Annotated in this window: 3 protein-coding genes, 1 pseudogene and 1 other annotated feature; all 4 genes and pseudogenes read right to left on the bottom strand. The window is 63.5% G+C overall.

Annotated elements, in window-relative coordinates; genetic code table 11:
- Window positions 1–211: 211 nt before the first annotated feature.
- The gene (locus tag IEW13_RS17175; protein ID WP_444544414.1) at window positions 212–556 is read right to left on the bottom strand and encodes an IS3 family transposase; all 345 of its coding nucleotides are present in this window, start codon (window positions 554–556) and stop codon (window positions 212–214) included.
- A gap of 60 nt (window positions 557–616) precedes the next feature.
- Window positions 617–751: a sequence feature (AL1L pseudoknot), on the bottom strand.
- Window positions 709–1,020 (bottom strand): transposase, encoded by a 312-nt coding sequence (locus IEW13_RS17170; RefSeq protein ID WP_188552127.1) that lies wholly within the window; start codon window positions 1,018–1,020, stop codon window positions 709–711. Its footprint overlaps the feature before it by 43 nt.
- 54 nt (window positions 1,021–1,074) lie before the next feature.
- Window positions 1,075–2,331, bottom strand: coding sequence for an O-antigen ligase family protein (locus tag IEW13_RS17165; protein WP_188552126.1), 1,257 nt, complete (start codon window positions 2,329–2,331; stop codon window positions 1,075–1,077).
- Window positions 2,332–2,456: 125 nt separating this feature from the next.
- Window positions 2,457–3,743 (bottom strand): annotated as a pseudogene (locus tag IEW13_RS17160) (IS3 family transposase).
- Window positions 3,744–3,862: the final 119 nt, after the last annotated feature.

Here is a 3,862-nt window from a genome sequence, read left to right as displayed (position 1 = left end):
TCGAATACGAGACCATCATGAACCCGGCCGTGAGCCTCGCGGCCTGACACCCCCAACTGTCACCTAAATGTGCGGCAGTCCCCCCCAGCTATCGTCGCAGGTGACAAGCGTGGACCTCTCCAGCATCTGTGCAAGTGACCCAAGTCAGGTGAACTGGGACCCGGCGTCGGAGTGGTGCACGAGCCCGTCACCGGCAGGACGGCCGGCCCGATCACGTCGCCAGAGCCCCATCCGCAGGGCGGNGACGAACCCGGCCCAGGTGCGCACATACGTGAAGTGAAGCGACCCAACGCCGGTTGGGTGCTTCGGCGGTGAAGTCCCGCTCCAGCAGGTCCGGCGCACGCTCCGCGTTCCGATCTGGGATCGTCGTCCGCACGCGTTTGCCTCGCACGAGCCCGCCTATCCCGAGCTGGCGCATCAGCCGGTCCACGCGCCGCTTCGACACGGTGAGGCCGCGTCGTCGCAGGAGCGCGGTCATCTTCCGCCGCCCATTCATCGACTCCGGCATCAGCCTCCCTCGCTCGTCGACGCGAGCGGCGAGGATCGCGTCGATCACCACCGCGTCCTCCAGATCGCGGTTGCTGGGCTGGGCGGTCTTCCAGGCCCGGTAAGTTCGCGCGGCGACCTGCACGCCCTGCTCTGGCAGGACATCGCAGATCGACTCGACCGCGCGGCCCTTGGCGCGCTGGTCATCGATGAACGACACGATCAGCGCTTTCGGGGGTCGAGCTCCCCGGCGACGAAAACCGCAGCATCCCGCAGGATCGCGTTCGCCTCACGCAACTCGCGGTTCTCACGCTCGAGCTTGCGGATCCGCTCCGACTCGCTCGTGCTCACACCCTGCCTGTCACCGGCATCGACCTGCGCCTGCCGCACCCACCGGCGCAGCGACTCGGCTCCGAACCCGAGCCGTCTCGCGACGGTCTCGCACGCGGCCGTCAGGTTCGGGTACTCATCGAGGTGGTCAAGCACGAGCCGAATCGCGTGCTGCTTCGTCTCCTGCGGAATCCTCTTCGGCATGATCAACATCTTCCTTCCAAACTCGAAAGGAAACGGCATCAAACCGGGAACGGTTCAGGGTCCCCTCCTGACAGGCTCAAGTGTCGTGGTGGCGGGGTCGGGATCCTCTCTCGGCCTCGCCGCCTCGATCGCAGCCAGACCCAGAAAGAACCACATGAATCGGGAGTCATAGTAGTCACCGGAGAACAGGCTGGCGAAGAACACGAACATCCCTGCCAGGAGAGCGAAGAACGCACCTGGGGGTAAGGGTCGGTGTTTCGTCGCGGCACGCAGGAGCACCAAGAGTGCGATGAAGAGGACAATGACACCGATAAAGCCGCCCTCCGCAGCGGATGCGAGCACGATGTTGTGCGGGTAGGCGAACGTGATTGGGCCGGTCTGGATCGCGTAGTAGCCATCCATACCGACGCCCAGGATCGGGTGGGCGTTGAACATCTCCCAAGCCTGGTCCGTGATGGTGTCACGGCTCGATTCGTATCGCTCCACCAACGTCTGCTGGATAAAGCGGTCCTGCACGAACTGAGCTGCCCTGGATTCGGTGACCACCGCCACGGTGGTGGCGACTCCTCCGAGGATCAGGAGGCCGATGACCTTTCCGGCGCCCAGACGCCGGGCAAGTGGGATCGCAGCTAAGAAGAGCACGATTGCCGCAGCTAAGAGCCCGCCCCGACTGCCCGAGAGTGCTGAACCTAGCGCGAAGAGCGGAATGAAGAGCAGCGGCAGGCGCTTGCTTTTCTTCACGTTCAGAAAGAACGCGGCAATCGCAGCGAGGATCATCACTCGGACAAACACGTTGGGTCCGCCGCCCGGCGCGGCGATTCGTCCCTGCGCGTCGGGGCCGATCGCGACGGCGCCTACGAAGTAGATGATGCCGACGACGAAGAACCAGGTCCAGATCCGCTCCGTCGCGGACGCTGGTAGGTAGGCGGCGAACGTGAACGCCAAGCCTAGGAATACGGCGAGCACGAACATGTCGATCATGTGGTCGGTGATGCGAGCTCCGTGTGGGGCCCACGCCGAAGTGAAGACGATCCACCCGATCCACACGAAGATGATCCCCACAGCGGGGGCGCGGACCTTGGTCGGCATGTACTGCCGTCCGCTGAGGATCAAAAGCAGCGCACCCAGCGTGAGTGCAGCCACGAACAGCAACCGCAGGTCGATCGCGGGCAGGGCAGGGCTCAGCCGGTCGAGGGTGAAACGTCCACCCAGTAGCGCCAGGAAGACGACAAAGAAGAGGAACGTCCCGAGGCGCACGAAGGGAGTTTGCGTTTGGGTCTTAACGGGCGCTCGCAACGTGGAGGTCGACATTCCTCCAGCCTAGCTTGCCGCAATCGAGCCCCCTGAAAAGAGGACACCACCATGCCGCACAGGCACAAGGGTCTGCTGCACGGATAGGTCACACTGAAGCGCCCTGGGTTTGATGGAGGCTCCGGCTATCGGGATTCCACCAGGTCGGTGACGCTGGTTGGTTCAGCATAGAACAGGCCCTCGAACTCCACTGGCGGCAGGTCTAAGAGATACCCGTGAAGACGTTCGGTGTTATGCCAGTGCACCCATCCCAGGGTGGCCAGCTCCACGTCCTCCACGGTCTTCCAGGGGCCGCGCTCGGCCCGGTGTGGACCACGGATCAGTTCGGCCTTGTAGTAGCCGTTGACCGTCTCAGCCAGAGCATTGTCATAGCTGTCCCCGACCGTCCCGATCGAGGGAGTGGCCCCGATCTCAGCCAGTCTTTCGCCGTAGCGGATGGACGTGAATTGAGATCCCGCATCGGAATGACAGCGCAGCTGTTCATGCTTCGGGCCCCTGGCCCAGCGGGCCATCTCGATCGCATCCAGCACGGTCTCGGTGCGCATATTCGACGCCACCTGCCAGCCGACAATCATCCGGCTGAACGCGTCGATGATGAAGCACACATAAGCGACCCCGGCCCAGGTGGGCACGAAGGTCAGATCAGTGACCCACAGCCGAATCGGGGGCAACAGCGGTGAACTGCCGGTTGACCAGATCAGGATGCCGAGCAGCAGTCGCATCAGCTTTGGTGGTGCGGACCTTCTTCTGCCGCTGAACACCTTCCAACCCGGCTGCTCTCATCAGCCTGGTGGTCTGATCCCGCCCGATGCTCACCCCGGCCCGTTGGGCGGCCTTCCACAGCTTCCTGGCCCCATAGACCCCGTAATTCTGGCCGTGGATCTGCTGCAGCTTCGGGATCAGCTCTCGGTCCCGGACCGCTCGAGCTGAGGGTGGCCTGTTGCGAGCGGCGTAGTAGGTGCTGGCAGCCACCTGCATGCCGGCTTCGCGCAGCACACCACAGATGGGCTCGACTCCCAGCCTTTTGCCCTCGACGATCTGGTCCCTATTCGCCTCGATGAAGGCGATTACCTCGGTGACTGGCGGTCGAGCTCCGCCCCGAAGAAAGTCGCAGCCCGGCGCAGGATCTCATTGGCCCGGCACAGTTCCTTGACCTCTTGTTCTAGAGCTTTCTCCCGCTCAGACTGCTCGGTGCTCACCCCAGGGGCCTGCCCATCGTCAATATCGGCTTGCCGGACCCAGGAGCGGACTGACTCCACTCCGTAGCCCAGCTGGGTAGCGACTCGCTTGATCGTGCCATAGTCGGTGCCCAGCTCCTTACGGAGCTGCCGGACCATCCGGACCGCGGCTTCCTTCTCCTGCTCGGAGTACCGCCGCGTATTCGGGTTCCCCGGAGTGATCTCTGTAGGCATATCTCCATCTTCCTTTCCAAACGATGGAGTCTCCAATAAACCGGCTCTTCGGACTTCCGGTGGGGATCACGTGTTGAGTCCGCCTGCGACGAGGAGCATGCGGAGGCGGTAGTTGGAGA

The sequence above is a fragment of the Sediminivirga luteola genome, from assembly GCF_014639315.1.
GTDB classification, from domain to species: domain Bacteria; phylum Actinomycetota; class Actinomycetes; order Actinomycetales; family Brevibacteriaceae; genus Sediminivirga; species Sediminivirga luteola.
This window is presented reverse-complemented; position numbering and strand designations above follow the sequence as displayed.